Origin of the sequence: Rhizobium sp. BK602, from assembly GCF_014195095.1 — a bacterium.
In the GTDB taxonomy this organism is placed as follows: domain Bacteria; phylum Pseudomonadota; class Alphaproteobacteria; order Rhizobiales; family Rhizobiaceae; genus Rhizobium.
Window position 1 is genome coordinate 532,370 of sequence record NZ_JACIBC010000003.1, and the last position, 19,692, is coordinate 552,061.

19 protein-coding genes are annotated in these 19,692 nt (G+C 62.1%); 3 read left to right on the forward strand and 16 right to left on the reverse strand.

Translation table 11 applies throughout. From position 1 onward, the window contains the following. Positions 1-51: 51 nt before the first annotated feature. The gene (locus FHX11_RS12830; protein WP_184358008.1) at positions 52-471 is read right to left on the reverse strand and encodes a heme-binding protein; all 420 of its coding nucleotides are present in this window, start codon (positions 469-471) and stop codon (positions 52-54) included. Positions 472-549: 78 nt separating this feature from the next. Here FHX11_RS12830 and FHX11_RS12835 point away from each other — a divergent pair, with 78 nt between their 5' ends. Continuing rightward, the gene (locus tag FHX11_RS12835; RefSeq protein WP_184358009.1) at positions 550-1,440 is read left to right on the forward strand and encodes an SMP-30/gluconolactonase/LRE family protein; all 891 of its coding nucleotides are present in this window, start codon (positions 550-552) and stop codon (positions 1,438-1,440) included. 49 nt (positions 1,441-1,489) lie between these two features. Here the strand turns inward: FHX11_RS12835 and FHX11_RS12840 are convergent, their stop codons facing one another. From FHX11_RS12840 to FHX11_RS12870, 7 genes are all read right to left on the reverse strand, one after another. Beyond that, a complete protein-coding gene (locus FHX11_RS12840; protein ID WP_184358010.1) occupies positions 1,490-2,404 on the reverse strand; it encodes a homocysteine S-methyltransferase family protein in 915 nt (304 codons plus the stop codon). Positions 2,405-2,448: 44 nt separating this feature from the next. After that, positions 2,449-4,062 (reverse strand): ABC transporter ATP-binding protein, encoded by a 1,614-nt coding sequence (locus FHX11_RS12845; RefSeq protein WP_184358011.1) that lies wholly within the window; start codon positions 4,060-4,062, stop codon positions 2,449-2,451. Further along, the gene (locus FHX11_RS12850; protein WP_184358012.1) at positions 4,055-4,885 is read right to left on the reverse strand and encodes an ABC transporter permease; all 831 of its coding nucleotides are present in this window, start codon (positions 4,883-4,885) and stop codon (positions 4,055-4,057) included. Before FHX11_RS12850 ends, FHX11_RS12845 begins: the two co-directional genes overlap by 8 nt. Continuing rightward, positions 4,882-5,913: an ABC transporter permease gene (locus FHX11_RS12855; protein ID WP_184358013.1), complete on the reverse strand. Its 1,032-nt coding sequence runs from the start codon at positions 5,911-5,913 to the stop codon at positions 4,882-4,884. The genes FHX11_RS12850 and FHX11_RS12855 overlap by 4 nt, the downstream gene beginning before the upstream one ends. 134 nt (positions 5,914-6,047) lie before the next feature. Next, on the reverse strand, positions 6,048-7,631 hold the full coding sequence (locus tag FHX11_RS12860) for an ABC transporter substrate-binding protein (RefSeq protein WP_184358014.1): 1,584 nt from the start codon (positions 7,629-7,631) through the stop codon (positions 6,048-6,050). A gap of 173 nt (positions 7,632-7,804) precedes the next feature. Next, positions 7,805-8,989, reverse strand: a complete 1,185-nt coding sequence (locus FHX11_RS12865; protein ID WP_184358015.1) for a M20 family metallopeptidase — start codon at positions 8,987-8,989, stop codon at positions 7,805-7,807. Positions 8,990-9,393: 404 nt separating this feature from the next. Then, positions 9,394-9,687 carry a hypothetical protein gene (locus FHX11_RS12870; protein ID WP_184358220.1) on the reverse strand — a complete coding sequence of 98 codons (294 nt, stop codon included), beginning with the start codon at positions 9,685-9,687 and terminating at the stop codon, positions 9,394-9,396. Positions 9,688-9,984: 297 nt separating this feature from the next. Between FHX11_RS12870 and FHX11_RS12875 the strand changes: the two genes are divergently transcribed. After that, positions 9,985-10,329 carry a metalloregulator ArsR/SmtB family transcription factor gene (locus tag FHX11_RS12875; protein WP_184358016.1) on the forward strand — a complete coding sequence of 115 codons (345 nt, stop codon included), beginning with the start codon at positions 9,985-9,987 and terminating at the stop codon, positions 10,327-10,329. A gap of 85 nt (positions 10,330-10,414) precedes the next feature. Here the strand turns inward: FHX11_RS12875 and FHX11_RS12880 are convergent, their stop codons facing one another. The 8 genes from FHX11_RS12880 to FHX11_RS12915 form a co-directional block, all read right to left on the reverse strand. Beyond that, on the reverse strand, positions 10,415-11,074 hold the full coding sequence (locus FHX11_RS12880) for a DUF3313 domain-containing protein (protein ID WP_184358017.1): 660 nt from the start codon (positions 11,072-11,074) through the stop codon (positions 10,415-10,417). Positions 11,075-11,256: 182 nt separating this feature from the next. Next, positions 11,257-12,642: a HAMP domain-containing sensor histidine kinase gene (locus tag FHX11_RS12885; RefSeq protein WP_184358018.1), complete on the reverse strand. Its 1,386-nt coding sequence runs from the start codon at positions 12,640-12,642 to the stop codon at positions 11,257-11,259. Then, on the reverse strand, positions 12,639-13,361 hold the full coding sequence (locus FHX11_RS12890) for a response regulator transcription factor (RefSeq protein WP_184358019.1): 723 nt from the start codon (positions 13,359-13,361) through the stop codon (positions 12,639-12,641). The genes FHX11_RS12885 and FHX11_RS12890 overlap by 4 nt, the downstream gene beginning before the upstream one ends. Before the next feature lie 323 nt (positions 13,362-13,684). Continuing rightward, positions 13,685-14,422, reverse strand: a complete 738-nt coding sequence (locus FHX11_RS12895; protein WP_184358020.1) for an ABC transporter ATP-binding protein — start codon at positions 14,420-14,422, stop codon at positions 13,685-13,687. Next, positions 14,419-15,264 (reverse strand): ABC transporter ATP-binding protein, encoded by an 846-nt coding sequence (locus FHX11_RS12900; RefSeq protein ID WP_184358021.1) that lies wholly within the window; start codon positions 15,262-15,264, stop codon positions 14,419-14,421. Before FHX11_RS12900 ends, FHX11_RS12895 begins: the two co-directional genes overlap by 4 nt. Further along, positions 15,251-16,153 carry an ABC transporter permease gene (locus tag FHX11_RS12905; protein WP_184358022.1) on the reverse strand — a complete coding sequence of 301 codons (903 nt, stop codon included), beginning with the start codon at positions 16,151-16,153 and terminating at the stop codon, positions 15,251-15,253. The genes FHX11_RS12900 and FHX11_RS12905 overlap by 14 nt, the downstream gene beginning before the upstream one ends. After that, entirely contained in the window at positions 16,150-17,178 is a 1,029-nt protein-coding gene (locus FHX11_RS12910) for an ABC transporter permease (RefSeq protein WP_184358023.1), read from the reverse strand. Before FHX11_RS12910 ends, FHX11_RS12905 begins: the two co-directional genes overlap by 4 nt. Positions 17,179-17,198: 20 nt before the next feature. Then, on the reverse strand, positions 17,199-18,794 hold the full coding sequence (locus tag FHX11_RS12915; protein WP_184358024.1) for an ABC transporter substrate-binding protein: 1,596 nt from the start codon (positions 18,792-18,794) through the stop codon (positions 17,199-17,201). A 133-nt stretch (positions 18,795-18,927) separates the two neighbouring features. On the opposite strand from FHX11_RS12915, the gene FHX11_RS12920 reads away from it, so the two are divergent. Then, a complete protein-coding gene (locus FHX11_RS12920) occupies positions 18,928-19,638 on the forward strand; it encodes a FadR/GntR family transcriptional regulator (protein WP_184358025.1) in 711 nt (236 codons plus the stop codon). Positions 19,639-19,692: the final 54 nt, after the last annotated feature.

Here is a 19,692-nt window from a genome sequence, read left to right on the forward strand (position 1 = left end):
GCCGGCAAGGATGATCTGCCGGCAGGCCCTACTCGCGAATGACCAGGCTTTTCAGTCCAGATCCGCGCCGATCGCCTTCAGCGCGACAAGAGCAACCGCCTCGTCCTGCTCTCCCGAGCCGGACCCGACGCCGATTGCGCCGACAAGCACGCCGGAGATGCGGATGGGAAGCCCGCCTCGCAGCCCCGTCGCCTCGCCTTGGGTGGCGGCCGCCAGCAGAAGCTTGGCATGCTCGGGAACGGAATGGCTCGGCGCGCCGATGGATGCCGCCGTGCGCGCCTTGGCAAGCGCGCTTTTCAGCGACAGGAAGCGTGATCCGCGCATGCGGAAAGACGCCAGCGTTACGCCGCTCGCATCGACAATGACGATGCATTGCGGCTGCCCCATAGCGGTGGCCTCGCCGATCGCCGCGTTCAGCAGCGTCATCACGCCCTCGTCGCTCAAGACACTCGACGCCACAACATGGCTCATGCATTATCCTCCCGCTTGCGGACGCATCCGATTATGTTATCGATAACAGAATGCAACATTATGGGAGGTAATGTCAAAATGTCGTTCTTCGAAATCGTGGACCCGGCTTTCGGTCGGTTCGTCCTCGGCAACGCTCCCGTAAAGCAGATCGCCACCGGCTTCGACTGGGTGGAAGGACCTGTCTGGTTCGGCGATCAGAACTGCCTGCTGTTTTCCGATATCCCCAACAACCGCATCATGCGCTGGATACCCGGCCTAGGCACCAGCATCTTCCGCGAGCCGTCGAATTTCTCCAACGGTCACACACGCGACCGGCAGGGCCGCCTCATAAGCTGCGAACATGGCGGACGGCGCGTCACGCGCACGGAATATGACGGCACCATCACCGTCATCGCCGACAGCTATCAGGGCAAGCGGCTGAATTCGCCCAACGACGTCATCGTCGCCTCGGATGGCGCCATCTGGTTCACCGACCCGCATTACGGCATTGCTACCGACTATGAAGGCCATAGGAGCGAGCAGGAACTGCCCTGCAACGTCTATCGGGTCGATCCCACCGGCTCGATCTCGGCCGTTCTCACCGATTTCAACTGCCCGAACGGGCTCGCCTTTAGCCCGGACGAAAAGAAGCTCTATGTCGCCGATACCGGCCGCATGCACAGCAGCGATCCGCAGCACATCCGCGTCTTCAATGTCGGCGAAAACTGGCGGCTGACTGGCGGCGAGGTCTTTCATGTGATCTCGCCGGGCTGCGCCGACGGAATGCGGCTCGACAGCGACGGCAATCTCTGGTCCTCGGCGCGCGACGGCGTCCATTGCATCGCGCCGGACGGCCATCTGATGGGCAAGCTGCTAGTTCCCGAAACCGTATCCAACCTCTGCTTCGGCGGACGCGGCAAGCACAAGCTTTTCATCACCGCGACCACGAGCGTCTACGCGATCTCGCTCAACAGAAGCGGCGCACTTTGAGGCTTGGCCGGTCGGACCGGCCTTGCCTCATCGCACCACATGGAAAATCTCAGACGCAGCAATAGCGGCCCGACAGAGCGTGAATATGATCCACGCCGATGCCGCAGCAGCCGCCGATGATGCTGGCGCCGGAGGCGGCCCAGCGGCCGGCCCACTGGCCGTAGCTGTCGGGATCGAGATCGTTGCGGATTTCGGTCAGCGTCGCGTTCGCCTCTTCGTCGTCCTGCTGCGAGGGGAAAGCATTGGCATAGACGCCGACCTGAATATTCGCGCCCAGGGCAGAGAAAGTCGCGCGCGCCGTCTCGATGGCCGCTTCCATGACTTCCGGCATGCTGCAATTGAAAAGCATGGCCTCGGCGCCGAAGGAGGCGACCAGCTCAGCGGCGGCCTTGACCGTCTCGTTCGAGCGCAGCAGCGGCTCCGGCATGTCCGAAGGGGCGAGATCGTCACGCAGGGTGAAGGAGACCCAGAGAGGCTTGCCGGTCGAAAGCGTCGCCTCGCGGGCGGCCCGCGCTTCGGCAAGGCTGCTCTGGGTTTCGGCCAGCCACAGATCCACGTAAGGCGCCATGCCGCTAACCAGCGTGTCGAGATAGTGCCCTGCCCGCTTGGGGTCGAAAAGATCCGGCTGATACGAGCCGAACACCGGCGGCAGCGAGCCGGCAACCAAAATCGTGCGGTCCTTGGAAGCATCGGCGGCTTCGCGGGCGATGCGCCCGGCGCGCGCCGCCAGCATGGCGCCATCGGCCTCGAAGCGCTCGTCGCCGATATGGAACGGCACCACGGCATAGCTGTTGGTGGTGATGACGTCGGCGCCGGCCTCGATATAATTGTCATGCACCTGACGAACGAATTCGGGAGCCTCCATCAAAGCCAGGGCCGACCATTCCGGCTGCCGGAAAGGCGCGCCGATCCGTTCGAGCTCGCGGCCCGTGCCGCCGTCGAGAATAAGTCCGCGCTTTGTCATTGCCTCACTCCTTGGATTTCCATGTTTCTTGTTGCCGGCTGCATTCAAAGCGCCGGGTTGTCTAACCTGCGCCTGGCAATCGCCGCGTCCAGCCAACCCGGACGCATCTCGGGCACGGAGGCGATCAGCTTTTCCGTATAGGGATCGAAAGGCGGCGCCAGAACTTCGCTTTTGCGGCCATAGCGCACTAAATTGCCGTCCAGCATGACGGCGACCGTATCGGCGATGGCACGCACAATGGCGAGATCATGCGTGATGAAGAGATAGGACGTGCCGCTTTCCTGCTGCAGCCGCGTCAGCAGCCCGAGAATGCCCTCGGCCACCAGCGGATCGAGTGCCGAGGTCGGCTCGTCACAGATGATCAATTTGGGCTCTGCCGCAAGAGCGCGCGCAATGCAGATGCGCTGCTTCTGGCCGCCGGACAGTTCCGAGGGATAGCGGCCGCGCATGGTCTTGGCGAGTTCGACATGGTCGAGCAGCGCCGTCACACGCCTGTCGAGCTCAGGCCCGCGTAAGCCGAAATAGAAAGCCAGAGGTCGGGCCAGGATCGCCTCGACCGTCTGGCGCGGATTGAGCGCCAGATCGGGGATCTGGTTGACGATCTGGATGTCGCGCAGGATCTCCCGCGAACGGGAGCCAAGATCACCCGGCAGTACCTGCCCATCGAAATGCAGGCTGCCCTTGGCGGCCGGCAGCAGGCCCGTGACGACCCGCGCCAGCGTCGATTTACCCGAGCCGGATTCACCGACGACCGCCAATGTCTCGCCGCGGCCGATCTCAAGGGTGATACCCTTGAGCACAGTCGTGCCGGCCGTATAGCCGGCCTCGACATCGGTGATGCTCAGCAGCGGCTCAGCAGCGATTGGCGACGCCTCGGCCGGCTTTTCGGACTGCCGCATCGACACGAGCTGCCGCGTATAATCCTGCTGCGGGGCGTTGAAGATGCGGTCGACAGAGCCGTGTTCCACCATCCGGCCGTGCCGCAGCACCAGAATCTCGTCGGCCACCTGCGCCACGACGGCCAAGTCATGCGAAATATAGAGCGCCGACGTTCCCGTCTTCTCGATCGCCTGCTTGATGGCGGCGAGAACCTCGATCTGTGTGGTTACGTCGAGCGCGGTCGTCGGCTCGTCGAAGACGATCAATTCCGGATGCGGGCACAGCGCCATGGCCGTCATCGCCCGCTGCAACTGGCCGCCCGATGCCTGATGCGGATAGCGGTCGCCGAAATTCTGCGGATCGGGCAACCCAAGCAGGGCAAACAGCTCCTTAGCCCGCGCCACCGCATCGCGGCGGCTCATCAGGCCATGCCAGAGCGTGGCCTCGATCACCTGGTCGATCAGCGGATGGGCCGGGTTGAAGGCCGCCGCCGCCGACTGGGCGACATAGGTGACGGCGGCGCCGCGCAGGCGTCGGGAGTCGCTGCCGCGCAACGCCAATATGTCGATGCCGTTGAGCTCGGCGCGGCCGCCGGTGATACGCAGGCCGTCGCGGCTATAGCCGAGCGAGGCAAGGCCGATCGTGGATTTGCCCGCACCGGATTCGCCGATCAGCCCGAGAACCCGCCCCTTTTGCAGCGTCAACGATACCTTCTCGACGATGGTCTGTTCGCCGGCCTTGATTTCCAGATCGGTGATCTTGAGAAGCGTCTCAGCCATCGCGCCGCATGCCTTTCAGGCTGGTCGTCTTCTGGAGCATCCAGTCCACCACGAGATTGACCGAGATGACGAGAATGGCGATCGCCGCACCGGGGATAAGGGCGGCGAAAACACCGAACACCAGTCCATCCTTGTTCTCCTTGACGAGACTGCCCCAATCGGCGATCGGCGGCTGCACGCCGAGGCCAAGGAAAGAAAGCGTCGACAGGAAGAGAATGGCGAAAGCGAAGCGCAGGCCGAATTCGGCAAGCAATGGCGACAGCGCATTCGGCAGGATTTCCCGGAAGATAATCCATCCCCATCCCTCGCCGCGAAGCCGCGCTACCTCGACATAATCCAGGGTGACGAGATCGCTGGCAAGCGCCCGGCTGACGCGGAAAACCCGCGTCGCATCGAGCATGGCCATTACCAGGACGAGCACGATCATGGTTTTCGGCAAAACGGCAAGCACGACCAGCGCCAGGATCAAGGTCGGGATCGCCATGGCCAAATCGTTGAGGCGCGACAGCACCTGATCGACGAAACCGCGGCGCACGGCGGCGTAGAATCCGAGCGAGACCCCGATGACGAAGGCAAGGAGGGTCGCAAGGGCGGCGATGACGAAGGTAATGCGCGCGCCCCAGAGCAGGCGCGAGAACAGATCGCGGCCGATATTGTCCGTGCCGAGGAAGGCGCCGGCGGACGGCGTATCCCAGACGCCGCCGACCACTTGCGAGACCGGATGCGGCGCGATCCATGGCGCCAGCAGCGCCAGGACGAGAAAGATCACGACGCCGGCAAAACCGAATACGGCAAGAGGCGTCAGGCGCGGCAGATTTCTCATCGCGGATGCCTCAGTCTGGGATTGGCAAGGATGGAAACCATGTCGGCGACGATGTTCAGCAGGATATAGACGGCCGCGAAGATCAGGCCGGCGGCCTGCACAACCGGCACGTCACGCTTGGCGACGTGATCGACGAGATATTGTCCCATGCCGGGATAGACGAAGATCACCTCGACCACGACGACGCCGACGATGAGATAGGCGAGATTGAGCGCCACCACGTTGACGATCGGCGACAGCGCATTCGGCAGCGCATGCTTCCAGACGATGCGCCAGCCGGGCAGACCCTTCAGGAAGGCCGTTTCGATATAGGGAGAGGCCATGACGTTCAGAAGCGCCGCGCGCGTCATGCGCATCATATGACCGACAACCGCGAGAACGAGCGTCAGGCAGGGAAGCAGCATGGTGATGAGGCGTTGCCCCAACGGCATGGCATCGGAGACGGTGGCGCTGCTCGGAAGCCAGAAATGACTGACCGAGAAATAGGCGATCAGCAGATAGCCGGCGAAGAATTCGGGCAGCGATATGGCACTGAGCGTGACGATGCCGATCGTCCTGTCGATCCAGGTCCCGGCATAAAGCACGCACAGAATGCCGAGCAGGATAGACAGGGGCACGGCAACGACCGCGGCCATCGCTGCCAGATAAAGCGTGTTCTTCAGTCGCGGTGCGATGCTCTTGGCAATATCCTGGCGATTGCTGTAGCTGCGCCCGAAATCACCATGCAGAGCCCCGCCCAGCCATTCGACATAGCGTTGCGGCGCGGGCTTCTCGAGGCCGAGCTCCTTGCGGATGCTGGCAACGGCTTCGGGCGTAGCCTGCTGGCCGAGCATGGCGGTCGCGACATCGCCGGGCAGGATCTGCGTGCCGGCGAAGATGACGAGCGAAACCGCCCATAAGAGCACGAGACCGAGCGCCAGACGCTTGACGAGCAGGCGCAGCAGATAGGCGCCGGCGGATTTGCGCGCCGACGCTTTCGAGGCTTGCGCATCAAGCTGGATTTCCTCAGCCAGAGGCTGGTTGCTCATCTGTCCATCCCGAAACATTCCACGCATGGCCGCTATCGCGAATGAGCGGCAGGCGCAACGCTTTAGCGGCCTTCACCTGAAAAAAGAGCCCCCGGATGACGATCCGGGGACATTAACTTTGCCTGGCAGGATGGTTATGCCTTGAGCCATGCGCGCTCGGCGATGCGGTAACCACTGAGATCGCCGCCGCCCGGCACCGGAACATAGCCGCCGACCTTGTCGCTGGCGGCCGCCAGATTGTCGACGAAAAGCGGGATGATCTCGCCGCCCTCGTCCACCAGCTTCAGCTGCAGGTCGTGATAGATCTGCTTGCGCTTGGTCTCGTCCAGCTCGACGCGGGCCGCCGCCAGCAGCTTGTCGAAGGCTTCGTCACGCCAGGCAGTCTCGTTCCATGGTGCATCCGACTGGAGAATGAGCGACAGCATGGCGTCTGCCGTCGGGCGCACCGACCAGTTGGAGGCGACGAACGGCTTCTTCAGCCATACCTCGTCCCAATATCCGTCGGAGGGAACGCGGTCGACATCGATGGTGATGCCGGCCTTGGCGGCGGAAGCCTGATAAAGCTGCGCCGCGTCGACCGAGCCGGGGAAGCCGTTGTCGGAAGCGCTGAGCTGGATGCCGCCGGGCGAACCCGCCTTCTTGAAGTGGAAGGCCGCCTTTTCGGGGTCGTAGGGCCGCTGCGGAATATCCTTGGCGAAATAGGGGTTCCAGGAGGCGATCGGATTGTCGTTGCCGATGGCGCCGGTACCGACGAGCAGGCTCTTCTGCAACTCCTCGCGGTCGATCGCATATTTCAGCGCCAGCCGCAGGTCGAGATTGTTGTAAGGAGCCGTGTCGACGCGCATCGGGAAGCAGAACATCGTGTTTTCCTGCGAGCGCAGGATCTGCACGCCCGGACGAGCGGTCAGGCGGCTGACGGCACGCGGCTCGACGCGGTTGATGATGTGCACCTGGCCACTCAGCAGCGCCGCCATGCGGGCCGTGGCGTCGCTCATGGCGATGGTTTCGACGGAATCGACGAAGGCACGGTCCGAAGCCCAGTAATTCGGATTGCGCTTGGTGAGCGCACGAACGCCCGGCTGGAAGTCTTCGAGGATGAAGGCGCCGGTGCCGACGCCCTTGTCGAAATCGCTGCCGTCGGGACCGATGCCGAGATGATAATCGACCAGAGCGGCCGGAAAATCGGCGTTACCGGCGCTCAACGTGACCGTGACCTCATGCGTATCGGTCGCCTTGATGTCGGTAACCGCCAAAAGCTGGCCCTTGCCGCCGGAATTGCTCTTTTCGCCGCGATGATGATTGAGCGAATAGACGACGTCCTGCGCGGTCAGTTCCTTGCCGTTGTGGAACTGGATGCCCTTCTTCAGCTTGAAGACCCACTTGCTGCCGTCAGGCGTCGCCGGTTCCCAGCTTTCGGCAAGCGCGCCGATCAGCTTGCCATCCGGGCCGAGCTCGACGACGGTGTTGAAGAGCTGGAATCCGACCGTGTACATATAGGCTTCGGTGTAGAAGGCTGGATCGAGCCGGTCCGAGCTGGAGGCCGTATCGAGACCGAGTACGAGATGCCCGCCCCTGACCGGCGTTTCCGCCTGCGCCGCGGCGCTGCCGGGAAGCAGAAGCCCGCCGGCCGAAAGCGTCGCCGACAGGGCGCCCGCGGTTTGCAGGAACCGGCGCCGTGTCGGCTGCAGGATGTTCGAAATCGTCTTTTCTCCCGGCATTACAATCTGTTCCTCTTCATCTTGTGGCTTCCGGCGTCGCATTGGGCGGCCGCGCGGCACATGTCCTATGGTATCGGCTCATATCAGGCGCGCAAATTCTTGCCAAAAATCAACGTCACGGGGAAAAACAAAATACAGAACCGCTCCCCTGCCGCGACAGATGGCAATACGCGTCATGCAAGAAGCTTCACGGCCGCCAGCGACAGCGCAACGACACCGTTTGCGATGCAGCGCTCGTCGGGCTGGTAGTCGGAATTGTGGACCCGGTCGTTGCGGCCTTCCTGGGAGGAGCCGACGCCGAACTGGAAGGCCGGAACCTTCGCGCCCACCAGGGCGAAATCTTCCGCGCCGAGACCCGCCTCACGCTCCAGGACGACATCGCCATAGTGCTCGCGGATCGCCGCCATGGTGGTCGTCAGAAGATGCTCGTCATTGATCAGCGAGGGTACGCCGCGCACATAGTTGATCTCGCAGCGAACGCGCATGGATGCCTCCAGCCCTTCGCAGACCCGCCGCATCGCCGCCTCGATCACATCGCGCGATTCCGCATCCTGGCACCGAACCGTCCCCATGATGGCAACGGAGTCGGGAATGATATTGTGGGTATTGCCGCCATGGATGGAACCGACGGTCAGCACCGCCGGGCGCATGGGGTCGACCTCGCGCGAAACGATCGCCTGCAACTGGGTGATCAGATGCGCCGTGGCGACGACGGGGTCGATCGCCGCATGCGGGCGCGCTGCATGGCCGGATTTGGCATGGATCGTGATGTCGAACTCGTCGGAGGAGCCGTTCGATATGCCCCGGATGAAGCTGAACGTCCCGACCGGCTCGTCCGGATAGTTGTGGAAACCGAGCGCATAGTCGACCCCCTCGAGCACGCCGTCGGCGATCATGGCCGCCGCGCCGCTTTCCTGGGTTTCCTCGGCCGGCTGGAACATCAGTTTCACATTGCCGCTGAGGCGCGGAGCAATCTCCTTCAGGATCGCGCCGACACCGATCAGCGTTGCCGTGTGCAAATCGTGGCCGCAGGCGTGCATCTTGCCTTCGATGCGGCTGGCGAACGGCAGGCCGGTCTGCTCCTGCATCGGCAAGGCATCCATGTCGGCCCGAATGAGCAAGGTCGGCCCCGGACGACCACCCTTGATGAAGCCGACGACGCCGGTGCGGCCGATGCCGGTCTGATGCTCGATGCCGAGACCGGCGAGCTCGCGAGCGACCACGCCGCTCGTCCTGATAACATCGAAACCTGTTTCGGGATGGGCGTGGATGTCACGGCGGACCTCGATCAAATGCTGCTCTTGCCGCGATGACAGCTCCTGGACGAGAGCGTTGAGATCATTGACGTGCGAATTCATCTGACTTGTGTCCCCGTAAATCCTAAGGAGAAGAACGCTTCGGCCGATAGGCGCCTCGAGCAATCTGCGGAAATTGGCCCTTGCGACGATTGGCGCCGGGCGACCGGCAGATGAAGGTCTTCACCTGGGGAGGCAATCAAATCTCGTCGGGGGAAATAGCAAGGCCAAGATGCGCAAATACCGGCCCCCTCCCCATTTTTTTCTGAGTTTGCCGGAGAAAATAATCAAAGATATTGTCGGTCGCCGGCGGCAAGCCAGGCGCTGGGGGTGATCCTCGGTCCATGGGATGGAGCGAGAGCGGTCGCCACAAAGGCTCTGCGCACCTGCTGGTGCGGGAATCCCGCTTGTCGCACGCCGAAGCACGCGACAAGCATCTGGACGCTAGGCTTCAGCGAAAGCGGCCATCAGCGGCCGCATGATTGATATCGCAGCCCGTCGTCACGGACGGCAGCCATGTCGTAGCAGGCCCGGCGCATGGCGGCTGGGCGAAAGCCCGCAACCGTGGCCGCGTTCGAACCTGCCTGCAAGCCGATGTTCATCTCGGGCGCGTTGCGCGATCCCGCGGTCGTCTTCAGCTTGCGCGCCGCCTCCTGCAGCAGGGCGGCCATGCCGGCATGGGAGATGCGATCGGCGCGCATCAGCTGGCGGATCAATGGATCATTGAGAACGTCGGCAATCGTCAATTCTTTATGGGTCATGGCTATCTCCTTGTTCATGCCCCATGCAATACCCCCTCTCCATAGCGGCGCGATGTCAAAAGCCTGACAAAAACAAGGCAATCGGTTCGTTTTTGTTACAGTTTATCGCAAACGGCCCGATCGGCGATACATTCCCCCCATCGCGCGAACCTATGACGCGGAACGAACCCGCCCCTCACCCCGAGCAACATAATTTAACAAAACAGAACAAAACCAGACAACCGCTGCGCGTAGTATCGGAGTTCCCGGAGGTCCTATCTGGGTCAATCATATTCGTCCTCAACAGCCGATCAGTCGATGTATTCAGACCCCGCAACAGATGACCAGCGCATTGCATACCATGCCGATCTCCTGAGCCAACTTGCCCACCCGCGTCGGCTGCAAGCCTGTACATTGCTGTTGGCCGGGGAAGAGGACGTCAACAACCTCGCCAGAAGGATCGGCATATCGCAGCCGGCCCTCAGCCGGCACCTGACGCGTCTTCATCTAGCGGGAATGGTCAAGTTTCGCCGTCACGCACAGTTCAGATACTATTCGTGCGATCATCCCGGCGTGATCGAAATCCTGAAAGTCCTGACGGAAATCTACGATCTCGATCCGATAGAACCCGCTGCCCAAACCGCGGCAGGGCTCGGCGATTGACCCCGCCAGTCACCTGACTGGAAAAGGCCGCGTGCAATCGATGCACGCGGCCTTTTCCGTTTTCCGACCTGCGCGGCCGCGGGATCTATTGCATATCCGCGAGCAGGGCATCGGCGCCCTTGCGGATGCCAACCTTCGAACCTTCCAGCCGCGAGAAGGTCGCGCCGACATTCATCGCATTGGGATATTGCTTGGTGACATAGGCCGCCAGCAGGCGATTGCTCGGCGCATCGTAGATTTCAACTGCGTAGCTCACCGAGCCCGCCATCGTACCTTCGCGGCCGCGAACCGCCTGAACGGCGTTGATCGCGCCGCCGCCAACATCGATATGCGAGAACGGCCCAAGCACCGGAGTTGTATCCTTGGCGCCCGTCAAGGTCAGGTGCAGTCTGAGCGTGCCTGGGCTCGGAGCGTTGACGATCGCGAAGCGCGTTCTCAGCTTCTGCGTGAACTGGTCCTGCATATAGGCGGCCAGCAGGGATTTGTCGTCATCCGCGATCTTCACGAACTGGTTGTCCGAACCACTATAGACGGTGACGGGGTCAACGATGATCTTGTTGTACTGCCGCCAGTCTACATGTCCCTTATAGCGATAGGGTGTGCGGCCGGTCTCATCCTGCGTGTTCGGCTGCAGCTGCGGTGCCGACGCCAGGCCGGAATAGACGGTGGGGTCCGCGGTCGTGCAACCGGCAACGGACGAGCATAGGGCGATCAGCGCGACGCTGACGATAGATGTTCTTGGCAAGAATCTGGCTCCTGGAAAAATGCGGCGGGGTGCTGCGGCCAGTTCTATTGAAACGCCGTATTGCGGTGTTTTCTTTCATGTTCGGAAATGTTCGCGCCTGTGACAGCTTATGAAAAGCGCGCGCCGAGGCCCCGGCAATCGCTTCATTGCCGGGACGCGGGACTTGCCAATGGAACGAAGGATCAGCCTGCCGAGGGCGACGTCTTCGGCGCGCCGGAAAGATGCCCCGTCGCCTCATCCTGCACCGGCGGCAAGGTGATCTCGACGACCAGGCCATGCGGCTCGCGATCCAGCAGCCTGAGCGTGCCGTTATGCCCCTTGCGAACGATGCCCTCGGCCGTGGGAAGGCCGAGACCGAAACCGCCGCCCGCCCCCGTGGTCCGGGCCTTGTCGGCCTTGAAGAAGGGTTCGAGAACCCGCACCTTGAGCTTGTCGGACAGACCGGGACCATTGTCGCTGACCCTGATCAGGACGCCGGCATCGCTGGTGCTTTGCAGCTCGATCTCGATACGCGTCGCGTAGCGGGAAGCATTCTCGACAACGTTGGTCACCGCGCGCGTGAGAGCCTGGGGCTTGCACATGCAGATCAGCCGACGAGGCCCGGAAAAGCTGACATCGATGCCGGTGTCGGAAAAATCGCTCGCTATGGTTTGCAGCAGGCTCGAAATATCCACCTTGCGGGACGGCACGCGGTGGGAGGCATTGGTGAGGAAAGCCAGGCTCTCGTCGATCATCGAGCTCAGCGTGGTGATATCGGCCAGCATCTGGCGCTGCAGTTCCGGCTGTTCGCAGCGCTCCGCGCGCATCCGAAGCCGTGTCAACGGCGTCCTGAGATCGTGGCTAATGGAACTCAGCATTCTTGTGCGGCTGTCGACCATTTCGAGGATGCGGCTTCGCATGACGTTCAGCGAGGCGGCAAGGCTGCGCATTTCCCATGCACCATCGGCAACGAAAGGCTTCTCCAGGCTGTCGTCCATGCTCGCCCGCTCTGCGGCCAGGGCAAAGCGCGTCACCGGCCTGGTGATCAGCCAGCTGCTGAAATAGGCGAGCAGCGCCAACGGAATGACGATCTTCAATATGCCGCTCGCCACCGCCGGGAAAAGCCACAGGGTACGCGAGAACACGGGCATGTGAAAAACGAGTGCCCGCTCCGCATCGACCCTCAGCACCAGAAAATCCGGAGGCGACCCACTCTCAAAAAATTGTTGGAGCGTTTGAGCAAAGCTGCTTTCAAGCCGTGCCCGCACGGCTTTCAAAACATCGTCGGCGGCGCTCGGATCGATCGCACCCTGCGCCGGCATCTGGGCGGCGGACGCTCGCTCCACCGAAATTCCGAGCTTCGCGGCAGTTTTCAGCACGGCGTCCTCCTCCTCGGAAGAGCGGGCGCGCCGATACTCATCCAGAATCATCTCGACACGCCCGGCAAACAGGCCGATCTGAAGACCCTTGTCATGCCGCCCATAGATGAACGGCTCGGACAGCGTCGCGACCACCGAGACGAGAATGATCAGAAAGGTCGCCAACACGAGTATCTGCGTGCGGATCGAGGCGGTGCGCAGGCTTGTCACGTCTCTCGCTCCACCTTGGAGGCGAACAAATACCCTCCCAGGCGCACGGTCTTGATGAAGCTCGGCTCCTTGAGATTTGGCTCGATCTTCTGCCGGACGCGGCTGATATGGGCATCGATGCTGCGCTCGACCGGTCCCGCCGAGCCCGCATGCGTCATGGACAAAAGCTGTTCGCGGGTCAGCACCTTGTTCGGATTACAGCAAAAGGCGAGCAGAAGGTCGAACTCCGCCGTCGTCATGGAAACTTCGGCACCATCGGCGTCGAAGAGCTGCCGGCTCTTCGGATCGATGCGCCACCCGGCAAAGGTCATCGGCGCAAGGCTCTCATCCGGCTGCTGGGATAAGGAGGCCCGCCGCAGGATGCTCTTGATGCGAGCGAGCAGTTCGCGAGAATTGAAAGGCTTGGTGACATAATCGTCCGCCCCCAGCTCCAGGCCGAGAATGCGGTCGAGATCTTCCCTGAGCGCCGTCAGCATCAGGATGGGGATCGAACGCGACGCCCGAAGCCGACGGCAAATGCTGAAGCCATCTTCACCGGGCAGCATCGCGTCCAGAATGATAAGATCGAACTTGTGGCGCATCAGCAGGCGATCCATTTCACCACCGCTTGCGGCCGACATGGCCTCGAAGCCGTTGCTCTTCACCAGTTCGACCAGCATATGCGCTATGTCGGCATCGTCCTCGACGATCAGAATATGGGATTGGTCGAACATTGCCATTTCGCAGGCCACTGCCTTCGTTTGAGTACCCGTCGCACGATCCATCGCGCGCGACATTATCTCATCTGGGTGCCTATATGTCACGCGACGGCTTCCGAGCATTACGCAGCACGCAAGCTTCCAGATCGATGATGGGCAGGCCGCACAGGGTCAAGAGCCTGGCATTGGTTGGATGTGACACGATCGTAATCCGAAGATTGAGGTCCCCCGGAATATCAAAGATGCGTGTAACGCTGTGTTCGATAATGTTGAGATATGTTGCGGCATACAGCCATCGCCGCGAGCCCGATGGCACGCTGACGATAGCAGCCTCTCGCACCGACCTAGATGAAACTCGCCTCGAACAGCTCGCGCGTATAGGCGTCATGCGTGACGCCGGCCTGCAGGTCTGCCTTGGTCAGCTCGTCCACGAAAATACCGCCCTTCATGATCAGGACGCGGTCGCACATATGGGCGATGACGGCCAGATCATGGCTGACGAGAACATAGGTCAGCGAACGTTCGTCGCGCTGGTCAGCCAAAAGGTTGAGAATCTCAGCCTGGACCGAAACGTCGAGCGCCGAGGTCGGCTCGTCGAGCAGCAGGATCGGCGGTTCCAGGATCAGGGCGCGGGCGATGGCCACGCGCTGCCGCTGGCCGCCGGAAAGCTCGTGCGGGTAACGGTTGGCGAAAGCCGGCGGCAGGCCGACCTGGCGCAAGGCTTTTTCGACCTTTGTCCAGACATCGCCATGTCCCATGGCCCGCAATGGCTCGGCAAGCGCCGTGCCGATGCGGTGACGCGGATGCAGCGATCCATAAGGGTCCTGAAACACCATCTGGGCCTGGCGCAATTCATCGCGCGTGCGGACCTTGCCGACAGCTTTGCCAGCGAGGCCAATGTCGCCGGACCAGCCCTTCTCCATGCCGGCTAGGCAGCGCAACACAGTCGACTTGCCACATCCGGACTCGCCGACAATGCCCAGGGTCTCGCCCTTGCCAACATCGAAGCTGACACGCCGGACGACATGGTTTTCCGTCTTGCCGGAGGTGAAGACGACATCAAGATCACGAACGCTAATCATCGGCTGGTCTCCAGATCGAGCTTGGCCCTGTCGAGCACCGTCAGGCGGCGCACCGGCTTATGCGGATCGGGAAGCGCGGACATCAGGCCGCGCGTATAGGGATGCTGGGCATCTTCCAGACGCGTCAGGGTCTCGACGATACGGCCGGAATACATGACGATGATGCGTTCGCAGAAGGCCGCGACCATGCGGATATCGTGGCTGATCAGCAGCAGGCCTGAATCGTTTTCACGCACCAGCTCGTCGAGCAGGGTGAGGACATCCTTGCGAACGCTGACGTCGAGCGCCGAGGTCGGCTCGTCGGCAATCACAAGCTTCGGCTTCGCAAGAAGCATCATCGCGATCATGACGCGCTGGCCCATGCCGCCCGAGATCTGGTGCGGATAGAGCGTCATGACGCGCTCCGGATCGTTGATGCGGACGCGCTCGAGCATGGCGCGCGCCGCATCCCTCGCCTTGCTGCCGCGCAGGCCCAGATGCAGCCGCGCCGCCTCGGCGATCTGCTTGCCGACGGTCAGGACCGGATTGAGGGAATAGCGCGGGTCCTGCATGATCAGCGCGATGTCCTTGCCGCGCAGGCCGCCCATCTGCCGCTCTGACTTGTCGAGCAGGGAAGTCCCACTCAGGTCGAGCCGCTCGGCGGTAACGCTCGCGCTCGGCGGCAGCAGGCGCATGATCGCGCGCCCAGTGGTGGACTTGCCGGAGCCGGACTCGCCGACGATGCCGACGCGCTCGCGCCCGACATCGAAGCTGACATTCGAAACCGCTGCGACCGAATTGCGGCCGAAGCGGACATTCAGCCCCTTTACGGAAAGGACGGGATGGAGATCACGATCTTGCATGGCGAGGGTCCAGAATATCGCGCAGCGCATCGCCGGCAATGTTGAAGGCGAGGCTTGCCAGGAGGATAGCAATGCCGGGCATGACGGCGACCCACCAGAAATCCAACATGTATTTGCGTCCGTTGGAGATCATTGCGCCCCATTCCGGCGCCGGCGGCTGGGCACCAAGGCCGAGAAAGCCGAGCGAGGCGGCCGTCAGGATGATGCCCGCCATATTGAGCGTCAGGCGCACGATGACGGAAGGAACGCACATGGGCGCGATATAGAAGAACAGGATGCGCAATTTCGATGCGCCGTAGAGCCGGGCGGCCGCGACATAATCGGTATTGCGCACCACGAGCGCTTCGGCGCGTGCCAGCCGCGCGATCGGCGGCCAGGCCGTCAGCGAAATGGCAATGATTGCCGTCGTGAGGCCGGCGCCGAGTGCTGCGGCAAAGGCCAGCGCCAGGATCAGCGACGGGAAGGACAGCACGATGTCGGTGGCGCGCATCAGAACGGCATCGATGCGGCCGCCGAAGAAGCCGGCGACCACGCCGATGACGAGCCCGATCGGCCCGACGATCACCGAAATCGACAGCACCGTCTGGATGGTGATGCGCGTGCCGAAGATCAGCCGGCTCAGGATATCGCGGCCGAATTCATCGGTGCCGGCCAGATGCGCGAGGCTCGGCGGCTTCAGCGCGTCGGAAAGCACCTGGACGTTCGGATCGTAGGGCGCAAGCACCGGCGCGAAGATCGCGATCAGGCACAGCAGACCGAGGATGACGAAGCCCGTCAGGCCAAGCGGCTCTTGGGCGAGCTTGCCGCCGGCGCGCTTCAGCGACGTCGCGACGCGGCTGATCAGGTTCGGCGGGCGGACCGCCATTTCCGCATGGATCGCATCGCTCATCGGGCGGCCTCCCTGGTGCGCGGATCGAAGACGGCATAGGCGATATCCGCCAGGAAATTCAGGAGCATGAAGAAGAATCCAACGATGATGGTCGCGGCGAGGATGGCATTCATGTCGCCGATCATCAGGGCATTCGTCATGTACTGGCCGATACCCGGCCAGGAAAAGACGATTTCGGTCACCACAGCACCTTCGAGCAGCCCGCCATAGGAAATGGCGAGAATGGTGATCAGCTGCACCGCGATGTTGGGAAGGACGTGGCCGATGATGGTGCGCGCCGGGCTGACGCCCTTGGCGCGCGCCGCGATCACATAATCCTGGCTGAGCTGCTCCAGCGTGAAGCTGCGGGTCATGCGCGTGATATAGGCGACCGCCGCATAGGCGAGAATGAAGGCGGGCAGGATGATGTGGCCGAGCGCGTTCCAGAAGATGTCCGTCTCGCCCTGCAGAAGGCTGTCCACCAGCAGCAGGCCGGTCTGCGGCGTGACGATGCCTTCATAATAGACATCGACCCGGCCGGGGCCGCCAACCCAGTTCAGGCCGGCATAGAAAACGACGAGACCGACGATCCCGAACCAGAAGACCGGGATGGAGTGGCCGACGAGGGCGATGATGCGGGCGATCTTGTCGATAAGACTGTCGCGAAACAGCGCCGCGACGAGCCCCAGCGGCACGCCGACGAAGGTCGAGATGATGACAGCGAACGTCGCGAGCTCGAAGGTCGCGGGAAAGGCCTGGGCGAGGTCGGCGGAGACGGGGTTTCCCGTCAGGATCGCCGTGCCGAAATCACCATGCGCCAAGCCCTTCAGATAGATGAAGAACTGTTCGTAAACGGGAAGATCCAATCCGAGCCGCTGGCGCATCGCCGCATAGGCGGCGGGATCGGCCAGCTCACCGACGATCGCCCCCACCGGATCGGCCGGCAGAACGCGGCCGATCACGAAGGTGACACATAGGAGAATGAACAGGCTGACGATCAGATGCACGATGCGTCTGCCCAGTTCGGCTGCGGATAGTTCCTTCATGATCGGCTGCTTTCGATTGCTTATTCGGCCTCAGCCTTGGTCACGTTTTCAAGCCGGGTCATCTGGTTGGGATGCCCGAAGTAGCCCTTGACCCTGCCGGAGAGAACGAGGGGCTCGAAGCGTTCGAACAGCGGCAGAAGCGCCGGCTTCAGATCGACGAACTTCTGCTGCATCTGGGCATAGAGTTCCGCCCGCTTCTTGGCATCGGGCTCCACCGCGGTCTTTTCCGACAAAGCGGTCAGCTCGGGGATATCCCAGGCCGAGCGCCATGCGAAATTGCCGGCATTGTTGGCCTCGAGCCGGTTGTCCGGATTGTTGGCGAAATCGTCCATCGAGCCGAGCACGTTCGGCATCAGCGAACTCGTCTGCGGCAGCAGAAGATCGAAGTTGCGCGCACGGTGGGCGGCGATGATTTCGGAGCCGTTGCCTTGCTGGATCTCGACCTTGATGCCGATCTGACCGAGCGAGGCCTGGATGGCGGTGGCCAGATCGATGCGCGGTGTCTGCGAAATCGTCTTCAGCGTCAGCGAAAAGCCGTCCTTATATCCCGCTTCGGCCAGCAACTGCTTTGCCTTGTCGACGTCGAGGTGCCAGTCCGGGTTCGGGATGGCATAGTCGAAGTTCTCCGGAACGGGAATATTCCTTGCCCGGCCATAGGGACCCATGATGGTCTTTTCGATGCCCTTGTAGTCGATGCCGTAGGCGATGGCTTCGCGGACCTTCGGATTGGAAAGATATTGGTTGCCGGCATTCATGGCGAGCACGTAGAAACCGCCCGTTGGCACGCGCTGGATGACGAAGTTGCTCTTGGTCTCGAACGTCTCGAGATCGGACTTGGACAGCGCATTGCCGATGTCGATATCGCCGCGGTCGAGCATCAGCCGCTCGACCTGGCTTTCGGGAACATGGCGAACGATGACGCGGCGCATTTTCGGTGCGCCGCCGACATAGGCCTTGTTGGCATCCAGGATGACGATCTCGTTCGGGGTCCACTTGTTCAAGGTGAAAGGACCCGAACCGGCCGAATGGGTGCGCAGCCAGGCATTGCCGGAATCGCCGTCGACAATGTGCTTCTGCACCTCGACGCTGTCGACGATGCTCGAAACGCCGAGCGCAAGCCGATAGAGCAGCCCCTCGGCCGTCACCTTGTCCGTCAGGTCGATGCGCACTGTCTTGGCGTCGACCGCATGCAGCTGATTGGCGATCGTGTCGGTGGAATAGCCGATGCGCTTGAAATAGGATGAGCCGGACTGATTGAGCTTCAGCAACCGCGTAATGGAGAAGACCACGTCGTTGGCCGTGACCGGATTGCCCGAGACGAAGGCGGCATCCCGCAATTTCAGCGTCAGCGACTTGCCGTCATCCGTCCAGCTCTCGGCAAGCTGCGGCACGATCTTGCCGTCCGCCGTCGTTGCAACAAGACGATCGTAAAGGTTTGCGAGGATTTCGAGCGCCTTGGGCTCGGTGGCCTGCTGCGGGTCCAGAGACAACACCTGCGCAAGCGACGTGCCGATCACCAATTGATCCTTAGGCGTGGCGGCCTGAAGCTGCGGCGCCGTCCATGTCAGCATGCCGATCGCAACGCCAACGAACATAGCCTTCGAAAAGTGCTTCATTATGGCTCCTCCCTGGATTACTATAGAATACGTATGATGTCGTCCGTATGTCGTATTATGATTTATCGGAGATCGACATGCTTGGCAAGACCTGGGTAAGTGGCTCGATATAAATGGGCTGGGGGACAAAAGAATGACAACCGTCAATCGGGGCAGACAAAGACTCGCGCAACAAGTCATCGACCAATTGCGCGGCCAGATCGAAACCGGCAAGCTGCGCACCGGCGACCAGCTGCCCACCGAACCCCAGCTCGAGGCCACCTTCGGCGTCAGCCGCACCGTCGTGCGCGAGGCGATCGCCGACCTTAGGGCTGCCGGCCTCGTCAAACCGATCCAGGGCAAGGGCGTGTTTGTCGCCGACCTGACGGAACGCCCCGGCCTATCGCTGACGCCGGTGGAAATCAAAAGCATCCCGGAAACGCTGGAATTGCTGGAGTTCCGAATGGCCGCCGAAGGCGAAGCCGCAGCAATCGCCGCCTATCGCCGCACCGCCGAGCAGGAAGCCGCCATCCGCGCCGCCAACCGGAAAATGGCCGCGCTGATCGAGCTCGGCCAGTCCACGGTCGATGCCGATTACGAATTCCACATGGCAATCGCCGCCGCCACAAACAATCGATTCTATGTCGACGTCCTCCGGCATTTCGGGGCGCGCACTATACCGCGCGGCCAGTTTCCGAATCTGCCCGAAGCCAACGACCCCGCCTATCTCGCCAAGGTCCATGCCGAGCACGGGGAGATCCTGGCGGCCATCGCCGATCAGGATCCCGAACGCGCCCGCCAGGCGATGCGGGCGCACATGCTTGCCAGCCAAAGGCGCTATCGCATGCTCGCCGAGCAGCAATAGCTCTCGACACGTCATGAAATTCATATTATGTCATATGACATCTATCAATCTCAT

Coding starts and splice junctions, on each gene's coding strand:
- FHX11_RS12830 (WP_184358008.1), bottom strand. CDS start 471: ATGAGCCATGTTGTGGCGTCGAGTGTCTTGAGCGACGAGGGCGTGATG.
- FHX11_RS12915 (WP_184358024.1), bottom strand. CDS start 18,794: ATGAAGCACTTTTCGAAGGCTATGTTCGTTGGCGTTGCGATCGGCATG.
- FHX11_RS12850 (WP_184358012.1), bottom strand. CDS start 4,885: ATGAGAAATCTGCCGCGCCTGACGCCTCTTGCCGTATTCGGTTTTGCC.
- FHX11_RS12900 (WP_184358021.1), bottom strand. CDS start 15,264: ATGCAAGATCGTGATCTCCATCCCGTCCTTTCCGTAAAGGGGCTGAAT.
- FHX11_RS12870 (WP_184358220.1), bottom strand. CDS start 9,687: ATGACCCATAAAGAATTGACGATTGCCGACGTTCTCAATGATCCATTG.
- FHX11_RS12875 (WP_184358016.1), top strand. CDS start 9,985: ATGTATTCAGACCCCGCAACAGATGACCAGCGCATTGCATACCATGCC.
- FHX11_RS12920 (WP_184358025.1), top strand. CDS start 18,928: ATGACAACCGTCAATCGGGGCAGACAAAGACTCGCGCAACAAGTCATC.
- FHX11_RS12860 (WP_184358014.1), bottom strand. CDS start 7,631: ATGCCGGGAGAAAAGACGATTTCGAACATCCTGCAGCCGACACGGCGC.
- FHX11_RS12895 (WP_184358020.1), bottom strand. CDS start 14,422: ATGATTAGCGTTCGTGATCTTGATGTCGTCTTCACCTCCGGCAAGACG.
- FHX11_RS12845 (WP_184358011.1), bottom strand. CDS start 4,062: ATGGCTGAGACGCTTCTCAAGATCACCGATCTGGAAATCAAGGCCGGC.
- FHX11_RS12855 (WP_184358013.1), bottom strand. CDS start 5,913: ATGAGCAACCAGCCTCTGGCTGAGGAAATCCAGCTTGATGCGCAAGCC.
- FHX11_RS12835 (WP_184358009.1), top strand. CDS start 550: ATGTCGTTCTTCGAAATCGTGGACCCGGCTTTCGGTCGGTTCGTCCTC.
- FHX11_RS12905 (WP_184358022.1), bottom strand. CDS start 16,153: ATGAGCGATGCGATCCATGCGGAAATGGCGGTCCGCCCGCCGAACCTG.
- FHX11_RS12890 (WP_184358019.1), bottom strand. CDS start 13,361: ATGGCAATGTTCGACCAATCCCATATTCTGATCGTCGAGGACGATGCC.
- FHX11_RS12840 (WP_184358010.1), bottom strand. CDS start 2,404: ATGACAAAGCGCGGACTTATTCTCGACGGCGGCACGGGCCGCGAGCTC.
- FHX11_RS12865 (WP_184358015.1), bottom strand. CDS start 8,989: ATGAATTCGCACGTCAATGATCTCAACGCTCTCGTCCAGGAGCTGTCA.
- FHX11_RS12910 (WP_184358023.1), bottom strand. CDS start 17,178: ATGAAGGAACTATCCGCAGCCGAACTGGGCAGACGCATCGTGCATCTG.